We start from the raw sequence: 19,409 nt of genomic DNA on the forward strand, positions 1-19,409 counted from the left end.
ACTATTGCTATGAAAAAAAATAAAAATTTACAGTAGCTGCGTTAACGCTTCTTTTAACTCCGACACTTTTAGTAGGATGTGGAGATAATAAAAAAGCAGATACTTCTGACAAGGACGCAGTTAATAAGTATAAAACTGAGCTCGCAAATAAATACGAAAAAGAGGCTAATGAATCTCTTACCAAAGGAAAGATTACTGAAGCTTCGGTATATTACAATTTAGCTGAAGATGAGGGTAAAACCTCTAATTCACTGCAAGACGATCTAAGTGCATGGAAGAAAGCAACGGACTTCGAAACTGTCGGTAACTATAAGGAAGCTTTAAATAAATTTAAGGCAATCCCTAAAACTAGTAATAAGGGCTTTAACCGGATTTTAGATTTAAAGATTTCTGATCTAACTACGGTTGTGGGAAATATTAATAAATATAATAAAGGTTATCAACAAGCAGAGACCAGTTACAAAGGGAAGAATTATCCAGAGGCAATTAAACAGTTAAATGCACTTTTACAGGATCCAGCAATCAAAAATAAGGAATATACTGAAATATTTGCGAATGTTAATAAGTTGTTAGTAACTGCGACCGAAGCTCAATACAAGATTAGTTCTCAAAATACTCAGAGCCAAAATAATACTCAACAAAGTACACCGCCGAAGTTAACAAATGGCAAGCAAGTTACGCAGCAAGATATTGTTAAAGCGCGTCAGCAGATTGATCAGTTAAATGTTGATGGAATTAAAGCTCAAAATTGCAGTGATCCGGATGTTGTTAATGTAATCAATGCTGCGTTGAAGAATCATAACAGTAAAGACTTAACAGCAAAAGATATTAAAGATGGTTTACATCTCAAATAACAAATATTCGTCAAACTTAAGGTTTGGCGTTTTTTGTTTTATTGATTATGATAAAAATTCTAGTAACTACGACTTTACAAAATATTGAAAGTATAGATTTAAACAATAAATTACGATACACTTTCAGTGTAAGTTATCCGCTTAAAGCGTAGGGGGGTGAATTTTATATGACGAATAATAATAGAGCCATCAATTTGATTTTCACCCGTAGGGTATTGAATGATTTATTAGTTAATGGAACAAGCGAAGTATTTAATTACGTTGTTCAGCGTTACGTAAATGACCCTCAAGATAAAACACATGGGCAGATATTTAGTGAAATTTATCATTCATTAGGTGAAGATAATCGTAATGAATATTATTATATGAATACTTTACTGAATAAACTTTTGGTAGGGATACATAGTGTTCATACAACAACTGCCCTTTCACAATTACACATAGGTCAACATATAGCAGATTTTGTAATGCTGAATGGTGAAGGAAAAGTTTATGAAATAAAATCTGATCTTGACAATTTTGATCGATTACATGATCAAATTCAGGATTACTTTTCGGCATTTAGTAAGGTTTCAGTTTTGGCTTCAATACATGAATATGACAGAGTTCAGAAGCTTCTTAAAGATTTTGGTGACATGGGCGAAGCTGTCGGCATATACGTTCTTTCTGAGGATGATACGATTTTCAGTAAATCACGCAGCAAGGAACCCCAACAGTATAATGAATATTTAAGTCACACAAATATGTTTAAGATTTTGCGAAAGAAAGAATACGAAAATATAATATTAGACCATTTTGGAGAAATACCAGATGTGAAACCAGTATTTCATTTCAAAGCTTGTCTTAAAAAATTTGAAGAGATTCCAATACTAGAAGCTCAGAATTATCTTGTTCAAGAGCTTAAGAAACGAAATAAAATAACAAGAGTTATGTTTAACGACATTCCAACAGAATTGAGATCGGTTGTTTATTTTTCTCAAATGTATCGAAAATTACCCCAATTACAGGAATTACTTCAAACAAATTATGCGGAGGAAAAATAATGTATTTTCCCTATTTCAGAGGAAGAATGTACGAGCTTCTTGCTTTAAAAGAACTAGTTGCTGATGGTAAATTAAGTAATTCGATTATCCCTATTATTGAACCTATAAAACTCACATCAACTTTTAATAACTTATTGACCACGTTTGACGCTGCTGATCATAAACTGGCTATAGTTTATAATCCCGAGGTCGGAGACCTGTCAGATAGCTCTGATGGGATTGAGCTAATGGATAACAATTGCGTAATTCCTTCCATTTTAGTTAATAAATCCGCCATTAGTACTGTTGCTGCACTCAAAAGTCAAGGAATACAAGAAAAAGATATTTTAGCAGTGCTGAATAAAAGAGATTTTATCGAAACTTATCAGACTTTATTTGACACTGATTCTCCTAAATATACGATAGCAAGTAAAGATCGTCAAATACTTCGTAAAGCGAAAAGTCCAAAGGTTCTTTTTGATGATAAATTTAGTAAACGTGAGAAGAATGCAGATTACTTAAAAGAAGATGATGAATTTTTTTCCGAAGATCATTTATATTACAGTGAGGAAGGTTTTGAAGGTTTCGGTGATTATTCAATAATTGGTAATGAATACAATGAGGGAGGTTTTGCACCTAGAGCAGTGGCTATTCACATAGTTTACTTTGCCAAAAATAATGAACTAAGGATCCATCATTTTGTTTCTGATTCAAACTTCGATATTTCTGATGTTGCTGGGAAATTTAACGAAGCGGTCTTAAAGCTGCAAAAATGGTATAGTTCACAATCAGAAATTCAATTGACCTACGCTTTACAACTGTTATTAAATCATGCAGAAGAAGGGACTTATCCAGGGTTACCGACAATTAAAAAACTATCTATGATGCACCATATGGAATTAATTGGTAAATACTTAGGTGGGAGCAAAAAAGGATGAACTGTTGTGTAAATTGCTTTAAAGACAGTGAAATTCGCTCAATAATCGACAGTTATAGAAACGTAGGAAAATGTGATTTTTGCGGTTCAGATGATGTGTCAATTTATGATGTTAATAGCAAAGAAAATCCGATTGCTGATCTAATAATCGGAGTAATTGATATTTATAATATATCAACCAGTAATTATTCTAAACCGTTAAGGAAGGCTCTAAGTGAAGACTGGGATATTTTTAAACCGAATGAAGAATCCACGCTTTCACTCGTTAAAGAATTATGTTCGTCTGATCCTGTAAGCAACAATAAATTTAAAGAAAATGTTGAGATTTTCAATTTAACCAGTAAAAATTTTTTGAAAAAGCACTCTATTATTGGAGATAAATCTTGGCGTGACTTTTCAGAATATATCAAGAGAGAAAATAGATTTCACGCAAATATATTTAATGCAGAAAAGTTTGGCTTTTACATCAGTAAAGCTCAAGAAAAAATTTATAAAAATACTATAATGTATAGAGCAAGAATTTGCCCTCAAAAAGAAGGTTTTAAAAAGACAAAAATGGGGGCTCCCCCAATTGATAAACGAATATCAGGGCGTGTAAATCCGGAAGGGATCGGAGTTTTATATCTTTCGCTTGATTCCGAAACAGTACTGAATGAGACAAGAGCTTCTTCATTAGATTTCGTAAGCGTTGGTAGTTTTAAATCGAAGAAGGATATAAAAATTATTGATTTGACAAAGTTTTCTGAAATAAGTTTTACTTTCTTTGAAGATTCCTTGGAAGAGTTTGCCGTTAACAGTAAAGTTCTTAAAGATATCGCTTTGGAAATTGCAAAGCCATTAAGAAGAAACGATAGTCCGTTAGAGTACCTACCGACCCAATATATAACCGAATTTATCAAGAGCAAAGGGTATGACGGAGTAAAATACGCAAGTACTTTAAGATCGAAAGGTTATAATGTGGCTGTTTTTGATGAAAGCCTTTTGGAATGTTTTGATGTAAGAACTATTGAAATTACAGATGTAAAATACGATCATACATAATCTGAATCGCTCTCTGTTTTTAAATTATAATGAGATGTAAAATTTACAGAATACAAATAACAGTCAGCGTTCATAAACTGAGCGCTTTTTTGTTGCAGCAAAAAAGGATATTCTAATGAGGGGGGGATACGCTAATTCCTATCTTTTTTTTAATTAAAAAAGCTTGATCTCCGCTACAAGTCCAACTTTTCTATTTTAGAAGATAACTCCTAAAAAATTACTTTTTACAATTACGATATATTTCATGTTTTCAAAAGTCAAATTTTTCTACGTATATCAACACATTTTTAAAAATTTACATCTAATTTAAAATTAGTTTCTTCCACTATACAAGTACAAGATTTTGATCTTTACTCCCTTTAATTGTAGGTAAATTTGGTACCTACTTGAAAATATTGTAAAATGACCATACCTCCCCAATTTGCACTTCAGGGGAGATCTGAACTTTCTTGAAAATCGGAGGAGGTGAGGAGAGAACACTATTTTTTATGACCTTCATAATTGATATAGTCAAAATAGTAGTGACAGCCGTTGTCAAATTTTTATTTGATATTCTGTATGATTGGATTAAAGAACGTCACCAGAACAAGCTCAAAAAGCGGTAGTATCACGAGACTAAAAAGCAAGTATTAGAGGTACTTGCTTTTTTAATAAAAAAACCCTGGAGTCATTTTTTATTAAAAAAATGACTTACACCAGAGTTTGTTATATAACACTAATCATTTGGCAACAATATTAGAGGTATCATTGCGAGGAGATTTTAAGACCTTCATAATTGATATAGATTATATTATTCTATACCATCTAAAAAGTCAAATCGAACCAACAACTTGTATGTGTCAAGTTGTTCTCGGTAGCCATTAATCTAATTTGAATATTCTTTTTAATTTAAATAATTATCTGCAGTAATTTATCTTGCTCCAAGGATGAACTTTACGTTGAAAGTTGATTTTGGAAGCAAAATTGTTGTTAATTAATAACTCTTGCCAGCCTTCCTATTGGACTGCTGCTTGCTCCATTTACCGAGATGATCTCTTCCTTTATTCCGAGGTGTTTTGTTTGAATATTTCTTAAAATATTCTGGATTAATCATTAAGTAGATATTTCTTATTTATGGTGGAAAAAGATGAGATACTTAAGAATAAAATATTAGTTTTGAACGTACAATTATCAAAGTTCTCTAATTAAGAAAATGTTGTCGCAGCAAAAAAGCGCCAATCGGCGCTTTCGTCTTAAGCATTGATAATTTTATTAATAAATTCTTTTGCCCGATCACTGGTTGGATGCTCAAAAATAGTATCTGGCGCATCATCTTCTAAGATAACCCCATCATCGAAGAACACCACACGATCGGCAACTTGCTTCGCAAATCCCATTTCGTGAGTAACGATGATCATGGTCATCCCCTGTTTAGCCAATTTACGCATAACGTTTAATACGTCACCAACCATTTCAGGATCAAGAGCGGAAGTTGGTTCATCGAAAAGCATGATATCTGGATTCATTTCAAGAGCTCTAGCGATCGCCAAACGCTGTTTTTGACCACCGGATAATTGAGCAACCGGTGAGGTTTCCTTTTCGGCGAGACCTACTGTATCAAGCAACTTGCGAGCTTTGGCGTTTGCTTCGTCTGGCGTCATGGTTTTAAGCGTCAGTGGCGCATAAGTGATATTTTCAATGACATTTTTGTTATTGAAAAGGTTAAAGTTCTGAAATACCATCCCAATACGCTGACGAACAGCATTAATATCACTTTTTGGATCAGCAACGTTTACGCCATCGACGATAATCGTCCCTTCATTAATTTCTTCCAGCTGATTGATAGCTCGAAGAAATGTTGATTTTCCAGAGCCAGAGGGGCCGATCATAACGACAACTTCGTTTTCATGGACGTCAAGTGAGATCCCTTTGAGAACTTCATGGCTGCCGAAAGATTTATGAACATTTTCAGCATGAATTTTAAGTTGTTTTTCTTCCATTAGTAGCCTAACCTCTTTTCGATAAATTTAGATAACCAAGTCAAAAGTGTAATAACAATTAAGTAGATTAGAGCAACGATTCCGTAAACGATGAAACCTTGCTGAGTTCTTGCAACTAATAATTGTCCGGTTTGGGTAAGTTCGACAAAACCAATCGCAGAAATAATTGAAGTATCTTTTAACGTAATAATAAATTGGTTGATAAAAGATGGAATCATGATTTTAAGACCTTGCGGCATAATGATTCCCCGCATGGCTTTACCATATGGTACTCCTAGAGCACGGGCAGCTTCCATTTGCCCTGGATCGACTGCATCAAATCCTCCTTTAACAAATGCTGCAGTATACGCTCCCTCGTTTAGCACCAGGGTTAGAAGGCCAGCTGCAAAAGTAGAAATTTTTACACCAGTTACATTAGGAAGCCCGATATAAACGAAGAATGCTAAAACTAGAAGCGGCAAACCACGGAAGATGTAAATGACAGTGGAGTAAATTCCCCGGACAAATTTATGCTCTGAAACGCCCATTACTCCGAGAATAATTCCCCAAATCGAAGCAATTAAGATTGCAAAAACTGTCAGAGCTAAGGTATTTCCGAGCCCTGAGATGAACATGTTGCGGTTAGAAGAAATAAGACCCCAAAAAGACGTATCTTCTTTGGTGTTTCCCGTGATCTTCTTTTGATCACCGCCTAAATACTTATTTCTAATTTGATCAAAAGTCCCATTATCTTTGAGTTCTTTTAATCCATGATTGAAAGCTTGTAGTAAATCATTGTTTTTACCCTTTTGAACAGCAAAACCATAATGTCCAGTATTGGCTGGTTTTTGCTTCGGAATTGTAAGCTTAATGCCATTTTTAATGGCATACTGCATGACCGGCTGGTCTTCAAAACAGGCAACTGAGTTACCAACCACTACATCGTTATACATTGTGTTGGAATCATTAAAGTATTTAATGTCAAAACCATACTTTTTCTGAATTGATTTAGCATAGTCAGCACTACCAGTACCTGTCTTTAAAGCAACGGTTTTACCTTTTAAGTCCTTTAGTCCTTTAATAGAAGAATCTTTCCTAACAGCCCAGATAAATCCACTTTCAAAATATGGCTCTGAAAAGTCAAATAGTTTCTTCCGTTCATCAGTAATTGTGAAACCCGAAATAATAGCATCAGCTTGACCATTGGCTACAGCTTGAGTTTCTGAATTAAATGACATTGGTTTTAAGGTATAGGTGAATCCTTCATTAACTGAAATTTGTTTTAAAATTTCCATATCGATTCCGACATATTTACCATTTTTGGCTTGGATTTCAAATGGTGGAAAAGTTGTGTCGGTCACAATTGTATAATGAGGGTTGTTCTTGAGAATTTTAGAACCCTTTTTCTCACCCGATGAAGTGCTCAAATAATTATCAACGATTTTCTGGTACTCGCCGCTAGCTTTCAGCTTCTTGAGACCATCGTTAAACTTGCTCATTAGTTCAGCATTTTTGCCTTTTTTAACAAAAAAGCCATAATATCCAGCATTAGCAGGTTTTTGCTTTGGAATTGTTAATTTAACGCCGTTTTTAATGGCATACTGCATGACCGGAATATCCTCAAAGCAGGCATCAGAGTTACCAGCAGTTACGTCATTATACATGATATTAGAGTCATTAAAATAACTGATCTTAAAACCATATTTTTTGCTGAGAGATGCAGCATAAGTTGCAGAAGCAGTCCCGGTCTTGGCTGCAATTTTTTTGCCTTTTAGGTCAGAGACCTTTTTAATCTTAGAGTCTTTAGCGACAGCAAAAACAGCTCCCGTTTTATAGTAGGGAGTGCTGGCATCGTATATTTTTTCCCGCTCGGGGGTAATTGTCATTCCGGCAATAATACCATCAGATTGACTGTTGGCAACAGCTTGGGCCGCTACATTGAAAGACATCGGCTTCACAGAATAAGTGAAGTTTTCAATTTCAGAAATTCTTTTCAATAAGTCCATATCAATGCCGACATACTTCTCATTTTTGTTTTGAAATTCAAACGGCGGATAAGTAGTATCTGTAACAATTGAATAATGGGGCTTGGAATCTGCTGCCTGAGTTGGCGTGCTCGTTGGGATAATAATTCCAATGAAAGCCAGCATTATTACAGTAAAAATAGATAATTTCTTTTTCATAGTCCTCACTCCTTTGTTTAAAAGATTACCATAAAAAAAATATTTTCGCTCTTTTCTTGTTAGCTTTTATGACATTGAATTTTATCAGCGTAACTATTTCTTAACCTTTTCTTCACTATTAGTTCACAAATTCAAGATAATATATCATTGTAGAATAAATTCTACAGATTAATAATATTTTTCGTATTATTATTTCTCCCCTATAAAAAAGAAGCCGCTGCAATTTGTCGCAGCGGTTTTTGTGTTGTTAAAATTAAATATAAAAAAGTTGTCTAGCCGTTTCATTCAGATGGGAGTAATCTTTTATTCAACATGACTAGTCAAATGCTGTAAGTAGCGCTTTAAAAGCGTTGAAAGCGTTAACTGTAGTAAATATAATGAAAAGGTAATTACGATTTAGTTGAAGGTTAAATGGAGAAGTATCGTTTAATATATCTAGATATTCTTAAAGCGTTAAATAATCATAAATATCAACCGGGAGATCTTTTACCAAGTGACAAACGTTATTCGATGAAATATCAAGTCTCGCGGGAAACCGTTCGTAAAGCAATGAAACTCTTAGCCAGTGATGGGTATATTCAACGCTTACAAGGTAAGGGATCAATAGTTATTGATCGAAGGCATTTTCAATTTCCACTTTCTCAAATTGAGAGCTATTCAGAAATTGTTAAAGGTGACGGCCTTGATTCTAAAAATGAGGTTTTGGATATTTGTGATGCGATTGTGCCAGAAGTTTTTTCGCCAGTTAATGATCATGTGGCGGCAACAAAGATTTCCCGGAAGCGAGTTATTAATGGAGAACCTTTAATCATCGACCATGATTATGTTTTAAAAGCAAAAGTTTTATCAATTCCGCGGGAATGGGCTGAACTATCGCTTTTTAAGTACTTAGAGGGAATCCGAAAATTTAAAATTGATTATGCGGTTAAGGAATTAACAGTTGAAAAAGCAAATGCTTTTGATCAAGAGCATCTCGAAGTTTCAAAAGAAATGTCAATGGTGGTGATTCGCAGTCGAACCCATTTGGTTGATAACTCAATCATTTCTTATACAGAGTCACGGCATCGGGCAGACCGCTTTTCAAGTGTTGTATTTGCGCGGCGTCATGTTTATTAATTAAGGAGAATTTAATGTTTGGTTTTGGAAAAAAGAAAGAAGTAGAGGCAGATCAGAATATTTATGCCCCAGTTGATGGAGAAGCAGTTGAGATTACTACCGTATCTGATCCGGTTTTTGCCCAAAAAATGATGGGCGAAGGTTTTGCAGTTACTCCAAGCGGCGGAGATATTGTAGCTCCAGTAGCTGGGACTATTACTGTTAATCAAGGACATGCAGTAGGAATTAGAAGAAGCGATGGACTTGAAGTTTTAATTCATATTGGAATTGACACGGTTTCATTAAAAGGGGCACCTTTTACTCAGCACGTTAAAATTGATGATAACGTAGCTGGCGGAGATCCGCTGGTAACAGTCGATTGGCAGCAGATTAAAGATGCTAATCTCGATCCAGTCGTAATGGTTTTAATCACTAATTCAAAGGACCAACTGGATCAATTTACAATTAATTATGGAGATACAAAGGCAGGAGCAGAGCTGGGCTTAGCAACTGCTAAATAGGGGGATAAATGGCACAAGATTATAATAAGCTCGCTGATGATATTATTGCAGGCGTTGGCGGAGCGGACAACGTAGATAAAGTTATTCACTGTATTACGCGTTTACGGTTTTATTTAAAAGATGAGAAAAAAGCTGATACCGAAAAAATTTCTAATTTACCGGGGATTGCCGGAGCAGTATACAATGCAGCTTTAGGACAATATCAGGTAGTAATCGGACCAGCAGTTAATGACGTATACGACGCGGTGGTTGCTAAACTTGGCAGCGAAGTTGTCGATCAAGAGGCAACTGAAAAAGCATTGGAAGAAACTGGCGGTGCTCAGCCAAAAACAAATAGAACTGCTTGGGAAAATGTAACTCATGCTTTTCAGACTTTGATCGGCACAATTACCGGCTCAATGATCCCAGTCGTTGGTCTGCTGGCCGCTAGTGGTATTTTAAAAGGGATCTTAACGTTAATTACTGAATTGAAGTGGGTTCAGGCTAATTCGTCGACGTACGTTATTATTAATGCGATGGGCGATGCAGTGTTCTACTTCTTACCAATTCTTGTTGGTTTTACGGCGGCGAAACAGTTAAAATCAGATCCAATTACAGTTGCTGCAATTGGCGGTTTATTGGTTCATCCTACAATTACCGCAATTTATGAGGGAACGTCAAAATTTGCATTAACTAATATTTTAGGGGTTCAATTTAATGCCAATTTCTTTGGGATTCCGGTCAAGATTCCTCAATATACTTATTCAATTTTTCCAATTATAGTTGCTGCTTGGCTGGCACGACCAATTGGAAACTGGCTGAAAAAAGTTTTACCGCTTAGTTTACGTTCAATTTTCCAACCATTATTTACCATTTTTATCGTTGGAACTTTAATTATTGTCGTATTTGGCCCAGTTATAACCTTGATTTCACAAGGATTTGCAACCTTCCTAAATTGGCTGCTGACCTTAAATGAAGCTGTTGCTGGCCTTATTATCGGCGGATTCTACCAGAGTTTAGTAATTTTTGGCCTTCACTGGATGGTTGTACCGCTTGTAGCAAATGATATTGCTAGCAGCGGGCATTCAGTTCTTAATGCTTTGATCAGTTATACCATGATTGCTCAAGCTGCCGGAGCATTTGCCGTTGCAGTTAAGACTAAGAACAAAAACTTGCGTTCACTGTCGATTGCTGGTGGCCTTTCAGGGTTTGCAGGAGTTACTGAACCAGCGATGTACGGGGTTAACCTGAAGTACGGTAAAGTCTTCTGGATGAGTAATATCGGAAGTGCTATTGGGGCTGCGATTGGTGGATTTTTCAAGATTGATATGTTTGGATTTACTGGATCTTGGATTGGTTTACCAAGTTACTTTGCTGGCGGAACTGGCAATACTTGGCTGTTTGTTGCCACTGCGGCAATTACGACAATTGTTTCCTTTGGCTGTGTTTACCTATGGGGATTCAAGGACTCTGACATTGATAAAGTTAAAAAAGCTGAAAAGAAGAACGTCTTCAAAGACGCTGTTGCTTAAAAGATTAATGGCTCTTCAGACGAAGAGCTTTTTTATTGGAAAGGAAAGTTTTGACAACTGAAAATATTTGGCACGTTGAATATAATCACACTTCTCAAGGGAAAAAATCTTATGGAGAAGAAGCAATTTTAACGCTTGGTAATGGCTATCTTGGCTGGCGGGGGCACCAGTTTTTAGCCAATATAATGATGACCATTATCCTGGATTATATGCAGCGGGAGTTTTTAACCAAACAAAAACACCCATGGCAGGACGGGATGTAATTAATGAAGATTTTGTAAATTTACCTAATCCCCAGCTTTTTAAAATTTATGTTGAGCAAAAAGAGATTGACTATCAAAAAATTATTCGTCGTTTCAGCCGTTTAGATTTAAAACAGGGTCAAGAATTCGACGAATATGATTTTCAAACTGAAAAAGGGATTCTACATTTACAAACAGTTAAAATTGTAGATCCCGTTAATTATCATCTTTTTGGTCTTGAGCTTAGCTTGACGCCCGAATTCGATGCCCCAATTCAAGTTGATTCAATTGTAGATACGGCAATTTTAAATCAAAATGTAGAACGCTATCGAGATTTTGATTCACGGGAATTTGATGTTAAATCAATTGAAAATAAAAGTGTGATGGCCCAGACCCGTCAAAGTGAGATTAAGATTCATTTGTTTGTAAATACGACTAGTGAAGAAAATCTTGATGCAATTTTAATTCAAAATGATCAGGAGTTGATCGAAAGATTCAAGTTTGACGGCAAATCTGACGTCACTAATCATTTTTCAAAAGTAATCGGGTTAACAACATCTAATGAATTAAATTATGAACCGCAAAAAGTTGCAGAACAAGTTCAGGATACTAATTTAGATCAAATTTTCGCACGGGCAGATCTTTACTGGAGTCAGTTTTGGAAGTTTCATGATCTAATAGTAGAAAGTGACAATTCAGAATTACAGACTTTAATTCGACTGAATATTTTTCACTTACAGCAAGCTGCTAATCATAATGCCAATCAATACCTTGACGCTTCCGTTTCTTCAAGAGCACTGACTGGTGAAGGTTATCGCGGTCATATTTTTTGGGATGAAATTTTCTTTATTCCTTATTATGCCAAAAACGATCCCGCAACAGCACGTGATTTAATTCATTATCGAATTCGCCGGTTAGCGGCTGCCAAGCAAAATGCTAGATTAGACGATGAGGCAGGAGCTATGTACTCATGGCAGTCAGGTATGTATGGTGATGAACAGGCTCAGGTTATCCATTTAAACCCAGTTGATAATAAGTGGGACCCTGATAATTCCCGGCTGCAGCGCCATATTTCTTTAGCGATTGCTTATGATGTTTGGTATTACTATCACGTGACTGGAGATGCGACAATTCTTAATGAAGGCGCATTGGAGATGATTCTTGAAATCTGTAAGTTTTGGCTGCATAAAGCAATTCTTGATGACCAGGGACGTTACGATATTAACGGCGTAATGGGGCCGGATGAATTTCATGAAAAGTATCCCGGTGCTAAGAACGGTGGTTTTACAAACAATGCCTATACTAATATTATGTTGGCTTGGATTTTGGATTGGGTCAACAAGCTTGCTGAAGATCCAAAAGTTTCATTTGGGCGTATCAGCAAAGAAATTGGTTTTAGTTCTGATTTAATGAAAAAAGGTCAGGAAGTCAGCCGAAAATTAAACTTAGAAATCAAAGACGGTATCATTGCTCAATTCGCTGGATATTTTAATTTAAAACGCCTCGATTTTGCTGAATATGAGAAGAAATATGGTGATATTCATCGAATTGACCGGATTTTAAAAGCAGAAGGGAAGTCGCCTGATGACTATCAAGTAGCCAAACAAGCAGATGTTTTGATGACAATTTATAATCTTGGTTCATCAGAGACAAAACGGATTATTAATCAGCTGGGATATGACTTGCCAGATGATTGGTTAGAGAAGAATACTAAATACTATTTAGAGCGAACCACTCACGGGTCCACTACTTCTAGACCTGTATTTGCAATTTCATTGGCAGATTTAGGTCAAAAAGAAAAGGCGGAAGAATTTTTAGAAACGGCAATTGGTTCTGATTATTATGATATTCAAGGCGGTACAACAGCAGAAGGAATTCACATTGGGGTGATGGGTGAAACTTTAGAAGTTATTACGAGCTGCTTTGCAGGAATTAATATTATGGGCGAAATTCTAAAAGTTCAGCCACAGCTTCCTCCAAAGTGGGACAAAGTACAGTTAGAAACTAATTTTAAAGAGGTTAGTTATAATTTTGAAATAAGTTCCGACCAAGTACAGGTAATTGCTGATGATGACTGTCAGATTAATGTTTTTGGGCAAGATCGGCTTCTTAAGGGTCACGAAAAATCAGTTTTTAAACGTTAATTTTAAACAATCACTTTCTTTTTGTAAGTATTCTTTCATGAAAAAATCATATAGTTTTCATGAAATATTTTCATTTTCTTTTCATTTTGATAATACTTTTTAGGTAAAATTTTTCAGATTGGACGAGAAGCCAAAGATAAAATTCGTAATTTTTATTTATCTGGAGGAATAATAAATGATAGATACCAAAATTTTACCGTCATTGTATAGTTCAGATGTTGGTCAATGGCCAAGTACTTTTCAGACACTTCAAAGAAATAACACAGAACAATTACACTTAGATGTTATGGACGGACACTTTGTACCAGATATGGCTTTTGGGCCGAGTTTAGTTGAAAATTTGAGAGCAGACACTGATTTTTATCTTGATGTTCATCTAATGACTGATCAACCTGAATGTTTAGTAGAACGTTTTTTAAAAGCAGGAGCTGATGGAATAACTTTTCATATCGAATCTACCAGTCAAGCCTTAGATATCATTAAGAAAATTCGTTCTTATGGTAAAGATGCGGGAGTTGCATTAACTCCAGCAACTTCTGTTGCAAATCTAGAACCTGTTTTAAATATTGTTGATAGCGTCTTAGTAATGACAAATAATCCGGGAACTAGTGATCAAAATTTCTGGGCGCCAGCACTTGATAAAATTCAAGATTTAGCTCATCGGCGTCAGGCTAATAATTACAAATATAGAATTGAAGTTGATGGCAATATAACAGCTGATAATATCATCGATTGTTATGATGCAGGAGCTGATTGGTTTGTATCTGGTGATTATATTTTTGCGGAATCTCAAGGTCAGGATGACCGCCTGCAAGAATTAAGTGAATTAGTCGGCAGCAATGAATAAAATTGAACTACATTCGTAGCTCTTTTTTTTTGAATTTTTTTTCATCTGATAACGCAGTGAATCCTTAAAATTTTCTGCTATTTAGGGTATGATTATAATGTTTATTTTAAGGAGAAAATAATGCAAGTCCGTTTTAGTCATGTTTCACTCGCTTTCACCCCTGGAAAAGATACTCTTCATGACCTAAACTTTACGATTAATGATGGTGAGCTAGTCTGTCTTTTAGGTCCATCCGGCGGCGGGAAATCAACTACTTTAAATTTAATCAGCGGCTTATTAGTCCCAACTGCTGGTGAGATATTTTTCGATGATCAAGATGTGACCCAAATGAGTCCCTTGGATCGCAAAATTGGCATGGTTTTTCAAAATTATTCCCTGTATCCTCATTTGAGCGTTGAAAATAATATTGCATTTCCTTTGAAAATAGCTCATTGGAACAAACAAAAGAGACTTGAACGAGCAGCTGAGCTCGCAAAGTTAGTTCATGTTGAAGACCAGTTGAAAAAAAGCGTCAATGAGCTTTCTGGTGGTCAGCAGCAGCGAGTAGCAATTGCGAGAGCCTTGGCAAAAGATCCTAATATTTTACTGTTAGATGAACCATTATCAAACCTTGATGCGCGTCTTAGAATGGAAATGCGTGATGAAATTAGGAGAATTCAGCAGGAAACAAAAATTACGACTATTTTTGTTACTCACGATCAAAGTGAAGCAATGCACATTTCTGACTCAGTGATGGTTCTCCATAATGCCCAAATTCAGCAGTATAGTAAGCCAAATGATCTTTACGATCATCCGGCAAACGAATTTGTTGCGAGCTTTATTGGTGATAATCCGCTCAATATTTTTGATCGCTCATTACTAGATGATACCGGTCTTAAAGAAGACTTGGGAAGTTCATATGATAAGGCAGTGAAAGTAGGAGTTAGAGCTGAAAACATTGTCTTAACGAAGAGCGACGAGACGTTTGAGCACGGATTAAAGTGTAAACTGCTTAAGAGTGATCGTTATGGCTTAATATCGACGCGTCTTTATTCTTTTAAAGGAGTTGAGCTTGATGCGACCGGCTTAACAGAAATCCATGATACGAATGAGGATGTAACCATTTATTTTCAAAAACAAGGCTTCTTTTTGTTTGATGAAAAAGGTGATAATTTAAGTTTGGAGCCACGCCATGATTAATCAGAAAACTGGCTGGAAACAGACGCTTCATGCACTGATTTATTTAGCACCAATGATGATTTTGCTATCTATTTTCTTTTTATATCCAATCATTTCAACTTTCTTACTGAGTGCCTTTAAAAAATATAACTTTTACACCAATGTTGGAGATGGCGTTGGATTTACGAATTTTATTTATCTTTGGCGCGATCCGCTTTTTCATAAGGCCGTTTTAAATACTTTTGTCTTTGTACTTGGAGTGGTCCCAGCATCGATTATTATTTCGCTGGGCATTTCAATGCTTCTCAATCGTTTTAAAAAAGTGCGGGGATTTTTCCAGACTTTATATTTCCTTCCTTACGTCACGAGTACCGTCGCAATCGCAATGGTTTGGGTCTGGATTTATCACAGTGATTACGGAGTTTTGAACTTCATTTTAGGCCTTTTCCATATTAAACCGATCGGTTGGCTGACTAATCCGCACTATACGATGCTAACCTTAATTATCTTTAGCATCTGGAAAAATTTAGGCCTTAACATTATTCTCTTTCTAGTAGCTCTTAATAGTGTGCCAAAACAATATTATTTGAGCGCTAGTCTGGATGGAGCCAATTCCTGGCAGCAGTTTACTAATATTACACTGCCGTTAATTTCGCCGACAACTTTCTTGGTAACAATTAATGCGATGATTGCCAGCTTCAAGGTTTTTGATCAGATTTATGTTTTTTATCATAATACTGCAGGACCCAATAATTCAGGCATCACGATTGTGTATTATTTATATCAAAAATTTTACGTGGAAAATAATTATACAGTTGCATCAGCAGCGGGAGTGGTCCTATTTGTGATTATCATTATTGCGACGCTATTGCAAAATTATGTTTCTAAGCATTATGTGCACTATTAGGAGTTGGCATGACAAAGAAAAAAGCGGCTAATATTTTATTCTTTTTAATTTTGGTACTGGGGCTTTTATCATGGTGTTCCCATTTTTCTGGATGATCTCCACCGCAGTTAAAACACCAAGCGAAGCGGCAACTGTACCGCCGATTATGTGGCCAAAACATCCTCATTGGGGTAATTTTGTCAGTGCCTTTAATAGCGCACCTTTTGCCCGCTACTTGTTAAACAGTGTTATTGTGACAGTTCTCACAACAGTGGCGCAGATGTTTACCAGTATTTTGGCAGCATTTGCTTTTAGTAAGTTGAAGTTCTGGGGTAAAAATATCATTTTTATGATTTTTCTTTCAACGATGATGGTGCCGATTGAAATGTTAATTATTCCCAACTATGTGACGCTGTCAGAAGCTCATTTAATGAACACCTACTTTGCCTTAATTTTACCGTGGGCAGCGAGCTTCTTTACCGTATTTACACTGCGGCAAGCATTTAATTCAGTTCCGCCGCAAGTTTACTATGCGGCCAAAATTGATGGGGCAACTGATTGGAAATATTTATGGACAGTTTTGGTGCCCATCTGTCGTTCAAGTATTGTGGCATTGACGATTTTGGAAGTTATTGCCAGTTGGAATGATTTTCTTTGGCCGATGATTGTGACTAATGAACCAAATATGCGGACGCTGCCCGTAGCGGTTTCAAGTTTCACCAACGATGTTGGAACTAATTATCCATTTATGATGGCAGCTGCAACATTCGTCATTATTCCAATGATTATTCTGTATATTATCTTACAGAAATATATTATTCAGGGAATTAGTAAAGGCGGTTTGGTTGGCTAATGATAATTTTTCAAAAAATTATTTACTTTTTAAACTTAAGCGCTTATAATATTCCCCAAGATAAAAGACGCAGGAAAGACAAGTAAGTTTTGATAAACTGCCAGTGAGTTGGGGCTTAGTGGAAACCCAATCAGAATTGTCACTACCGAATAACACTTTCCCAGTTGCAGACTGAAACATTTAGTTGGAGTAGGTCTCGCCGTTGACCGAAATGTTATCATCGGAAGAGGATGTTAGTCCTCTAATTGAGCTGGTCTTTTTTAGACAACTTGGGTGGTACCGCGAAAGCTTTTCGTCCCTTTGATAGAGATGAAAGGCTTTTTTCTTTTATCAAAAAAAAGCAAGGAGAAAAAACTATGCATTTAATTATTCCAGATTCATATGAATCAAAATTATCAGTTCGTGAAACAGAAGAAGCAATTCGCTATATACGAGAAACTTTTCAAAATGAATTTGGTAAAGAAATGAATTTATCTCGTCTTTCGGCGCCAATGTTTGTCGAAAAGAAAACAGGCCTTAATGACAACTTAAACGGCATTGAGAAACCTGTTTCTTTCACGATGGCTGATATGGGTGATGAACAGATCGAAATTGTTCATTCTTTGGCAAAATGGAAACGAGTAGCTTTAAAGCGTTACGGCTTTGGGCTGCATGAAGGGTTGTATACGAATATGAATGCGATTCGTAAAGACGAGGACCTTGATAATTATCATTCAGCATATGTTGATCAATGGGATTGGGAAAAAGTGATCTCAAAAGATGAACGTAATTTAGATACCTTGCAATCGACGGTAAAAGAAATTTTTAAAGTAATTAAGCATATGGAACATGAAGTTTGGTATAAGTATCCCCAGTCCGTTCATCATCTGCCGGATGAAATCCATTTTATTACAACGCAGGAATTAGAAGACCGCTATCCAGATCTTAGCCCGGATGAAAGAGAAAACGAAATTGCTAAAGAACTTGGCGCAGTTTTTGTAATGAAAATTGGCGGTGCTTTAAAGAGTGGTGAACGGCATGATGGTCGAGCACCTGATTATGATGATTGGGACTTAAATGGAGATATTATCTTCTGGTATGAACCGCTCAACCGTAAGCTTGAAGTTTCAAGTATGGGAATTCGCGTTGATGCCGAGTCTTTAAAACGCCAGCTAAAAATTGCTGGGGCTGAAGATCGATTGAATTTACCATATCATCAAATAGTCTTGAATGAAGAAGTGCCATTTACGATTGGTGGTGGGATCGGTCAATCAAGACTATGTATGCTTCTTTTAGGTAAAGCTCACGTTGGAGAAGTTCAAGCTTCAATTTGGCCGGATGAAATGATTGATAAGTGTGAAAGTAACGGCATCCATTTACTGTAAATAAAAATGTTTCAGAAGGTGACTTAATGACAACAGTGAGCTTGATAATTAACGACGAAGATATGAAGTTGATAAAGAAATTTGTTAAAGTTCATAATCTAACTTTTTCCGATTTTGCACGTGAAGCAATGTTCGAAAAAATTGAAGACGAATATGATTTAAAAGAATTGAGACAGGCGATGTTAGAAGATGAAGGAGAACATCTTAGTCACGCTGAAGTCATGAAGGAATTTGGCCTTTGAATTATTCAGTTATCTATTCCAAACAGGCAATTAAATAATTGCAAAATCAGAACGATAATTTTTACGATTGGGAATCGAAGAGTTGTCTATAAACGTTAGGTGGAAGCTTAGCGTTTTTTATTTTGATTTAAATGTTCGTGATGAACATTTTTTTCAGTTCCATCTTGAACTGCCTGAGTATAATAGTCACATTTATACTCAATTGTATCTAGGGTGTTCTGCAATTCTTGCATTTGAGCTAAAGTTTTATTTTTTAGATTTTGAAACATCTCAAGTCGTTTAGTTAAAGTAGAATCACCTAGATTGCACCACTCCATAAAAACTTTGATGTCTTTAATAGACATCCCCGCACACTTTAGACAGCCAATTAGATTAAGTGTTTCAATGTTTTGAGAAGTAAATTTCCGGATGCCAGACTTATTTTTATGAAGGTCAGGAATAATTCCCTCTTGATCGTAATAACGTAAAGTTGATGGAGATACATTAAGCATTTGGGCTGCTTCACTAATTGAATATGTAGTTTTTTCTTTTTGCATAAAACCCCTCCAATG

17 protein-coding genes and 1 pseudogene are annotated in these 19,409 nt (G+C 35.9%); 15 read left to right on the plus strand and 3 right to left on the minus strand.

The window, feature by feature from the left end; translation table 11 throughout:
* Nucleotides 1-407 precede the first annotated feature (407 nt).
* From R8749_RS00185 to R8749_RS00200, 4 genes are all read left to right on the plus strand, one after another.
* Nucleotides 408-854, plus strand: coding sequence for a hypothetical protein (locus R8749_RS00185; protein WP_317696806.1), 447 nt, complete (start codon nt 408-410; stop codon nt 852-854).
* A 167-nt stretch (nt 855-1,021) separates the two neighbouring features.
* Nucleotides 1,022-1,897, plus strand: coding sequence for a sce7726 family protein (locus tag R8749_RS00190; RefSeq protein WP_317696808.1), 876 nt, complete (start codon nt 1,022-1,024; stop codon nt 1,895-1,897).
* Nucleotides 1,897-2,814 (plus strand): sce7725 family protein, encoded by a 918-nt coding sequence (locus tag R8749_RS00195; RefSeq protein ID WP_317696811.1) that lies wholly within the window; start codon nt 1,897-1,899, stop codon nt 2,812-2,814. The genes R8749_RS00190 and R8749_RS00195 overlap by 1 nt, the downstream gene beginning before the upstream one ends.
* A gap of 95 nt (nt 2,815-2,909) precedes the next feature.
* A complete protein-coding gene (locus R8749_RS00200; protein ID WP_317696813.1) occupies nt 2,910-3,854 on the plus strand; it encodes an RES family NAD+ phosphorylase in 945 nt (314 codons plus the stop codon).
* A 1,232-nt stretch (nt 3,855-5,086) separates the two neighbouring features.
* Here R8749_RS00200 and R8749_RS00205 read toward each other — a convergent pair.
* The gene (locus R8749_RS00205; protein ID WP_317696815.1) at nt 5,087-5,833 is read right to left on the minus strand and encodes an amino acid ABC transporter ATP-binding protein; all 747 of its coding nucleotides are present in this window, start codon (nt 5,831-5,833) and stop codon (nt 5,087-5,089) included.
* Nucleotides 5,833-7,995 (minus strand): ABC transporter substrate-binding protein/permease, encoded by a 2,163-nt coding sequence (locus tag R8749_RS00210; protein ID WP_317696818.1) that lies wholly within the window; start codon nt 7,993-7,995, stop codon nt 5,833-5,835. Before R8749_RS00210 ends, R8749_RS00205 begins: the two co-directional genes overlap by 1 nt.
* 411 nt (nt 7,996-8,406) lie before the next feature.
* On the opposite strand from R8749_RS00210, the gene treR reads away from it, so the two are divergent.
* The 11 genes and pseudogenes from treR to relB all read left to right on the plus strand — a co-directional run bounded on the left by treR (nt 8,407) and on the right by relB (nt 18,858).
* On the plus strand, nt 8,407-9,111 hold the full coding sequence (gene treR / locus R8749_RS00215) for a trehalose operon repressor (RefSeq protein ID WP_317696820.1): 705 nt from the start codon (nt 8,407-8,409) through the stop codon (nt 9,109-9,111).
* 14 nt (nt 9,112-9,125) lie between these two features.
* Nucleotides 9,126-9,611: a PTS sugar transporter subunit IIA gene (locus tag R8749_RS00220; RefSeq protein WP_317696822.1), complete on the plus strand. Its 486-nt coding sequence runs from the start codon at nt 9,126-9,128 to the stop codon at nt 9,609-9,611.
* A gap of 8 nt (nt 9,612-9,619) precedes the next feature.
* Nucleotides 9,620-11,122 (plus strand): PTS transporter subunit EIIC, encoded by a 1,503-nt coding sequence (locus tag R8749_RS00225; RefSeq protein ID WP_317696825.1) that lies wholly within the window; start codon nt 9,620-9,622, stop codon nt 11,120-11,122.
* Nucleotides 11,123-11,157: 35 nt separating this feature from the next.
* A complete protein-coding gene (locus R8749_RS00230) occupies nt 11,158-11,385 on the plus strand; it encodes a hypothetical protein (protein WP_317696827.1) in 228 nt (75 codons plus the stop codon).
* Nucleotides 11,277-13,508, plus strand: a complete 2,232-nt coding sequence (locus R8749_RS00235; RefSeq protein ID WP_331678477.1) for a glycoside hydrolase family 65 protein — start codon at nt 11,277-11,279, stop codon at nt 13,506-13,508. Before R8749_RS00230 ends, R8749_RS00235 begins: the two co-directional genes overlap by 109 nt.
* Nucleotides 13,509-13,683: 175 nt before the next feature.
* Nucleotides 13,684-14,355, plus strand: coding sequence for a ribulose-phosphate 3-epimerase (locus R8749_RS00240; protein ID WP_317696831.1), 672 nt, complete (start codon nt 13,684-13,686; stop codon nt 14,353-14,355).
* 120 nt (nt 14,356-14,475) lie between these two features.
* Nucleotides 14,476-15,534, plus strand: a complete 1,059-nt coding sequence (locus tag R8749_RS00245) for an ABC transporter ATP-binding protein (protein ID WP_317696833.1) — start codon at nt 14,476-14,478, stop codon at nt 15,532-15,534.
* Complete coding sequence (locus R8749_RS00250; RefSeq protein WP_317696836.1) at nt 15,527-16,420, plus strand: carbohydrate ABC transporter permease; 894 nt, start codon at nt 15,527-15,529, stop codon at nt 16,418-16,420. The genes R8749_RS00245 and R8749_RS00250 overlap by 8 nt, the downstream gene beginning before the upstream one ends.
* A gap of 8 nt (nt 16,421-16,428) precedes the next feature.
* Nucleotides 16,429-17,252: pseudogene (locus tag R8749_RS00255) on the plus strand (carbohydrate ABC transporter permease).
* Between the two features lie 356 nt (nt 17,253-17,608).
* Nucleotides 17,609-18,616, plus strand: a complete 1,008-nt coding sequence (gene asnA, locus R8749_RS00260) for an aspartate--ammonia ligase (protein WP_317696839.1) — start codon at nt 17,609-17,611, stop codon at nt 18,614-18,616.
* A gap of 26 nt (nt 18,617-18,642) precedes the next feature.
* Nucleotides 18,643-18,858: a type II toxin-antitoxin system RelB family antitoxin gene (relB, locus tag R8749_RS00265; protein ID WP_317696842.1), complete on the plus strand. Its 216-nt coding sequence runs from the start codon at nt 18,643-18,645 to the stop codon at nt 18,856-18,858.
* 107 nt (nt 18,859-18,965) lie between these two features.
* Here the strand turns inward: relB and R8749_RS00270 are convergent, their stop codons facing one another.
* Nucleotides 18,966-19,394, minus strand: a complete 429-nt coding sequence (locus R8749_RS00270; protein WP_317696845.1) for a MerR family transcriptional regulator — start codon at nt 19,392-19,394, stop codon at nt 18,966-18,968.
* Nucleotides 19,395-19,409: the final 15 nt, after the last annotated feature.

The sequence above is a fragment of the Xylocopilactobacillus apis genome (assembly GCF_033095965.1).
GTDB lineage: Bacteria > Bacillota > Bacilli > Lactobacillales > Lactobacillaceae > Xylocopilactobacillus > Xylocopilactobacillus apis.